The organism is Limnospira sp. PMC 1279.21, assembly GCF_032349615.1.
Classification (GTDB): Bacteria; Cyanobacteriota; Cyanobacteriia; order Cyanobacteriales; family Microcoleaceae; genus Limnospira; species Limnospira fusiformis.
The window spans coordinates 1-728 of the sequence record NZ_JARPLU010000469.1 but is presented as its reverse complement, the minus strand read 5'-3'; the positions used below and the strand labels follow the sequence as shown (position 1 = coordinate 728).

The window sequence follows — 728 nt, the reverse complement described above, 5'->3', positions numbered from 1 at the left end:
TCTTCAATCCTGGGGTTGTGATTCCCAAAACTGGGGGTGGCTATCGCCGTTACTCTTGACGCAATTGTTGAGGAATCGTTAAGATTTCCGGTTTTGCGTTTTGACCTTGGGTTCCCTGCCTTGATTTGGTATCATAAAGATACAAATCGTCGGGACATATAAACAGTTATGGGGATGGTCAGGAGTGCGCTCCTTATATTCAACCAAGGGGTTGAAATCCCCACCAGGCGGTTATTTCGGGTATTGCAACCCTATTTCATGCCTGAACGTCTCGCACAGTTTCATCCATTATAGCAATCAGCCATGATTGATAACTGTTCATGGCTGCTCATCCTCTGGTCAAGTGAGTTAGCCTTCTAGCTACTACCCTGATGAATAGCCCCTAAAACATCCATTGACTACTGAACATGATTCACTATTTATTAGGGGTCGAAAATAGAGTCACCTCTATCTCCTCCCTTTCAGAACCGTGCGTGAAAGTTTCCCTTCACACGGCTCCTGGTTTAATTGCTCCCTTGTGAAGGATACAGCGTTAGCGTTATCAAGTGCCGTCTTATCATCGCGGGTGTGGCGGTGTAATAGCTGAAGATTCTTGTATTCATCCTTTCCGCCGAGGCTTCGAGGTATAGCACAAAACAGAACAGTTAGGACGTATAATGGCAAGGATATCTACAGAAGACCCAAAATGCCAGCCCCCTACAGTTACGACCTCAGACAAAAAGTTATTG

Annotated in this window: 1 pseudogene; it reads right to left on the bottom strand. The window is 45.5% G+C overall.

Annotated features, from left to right (window positions below):
- Positions 1-447: 447 nt before the first annotated feature.
- A pseudogene (locus P5683_RS25475) lies at positions 448-627 on the bottom strand (group II intron reverse transcriptase/maturase); the annotation flags it as partial.
- Positions 628-728: the final 101 nt, after the last annotated feature.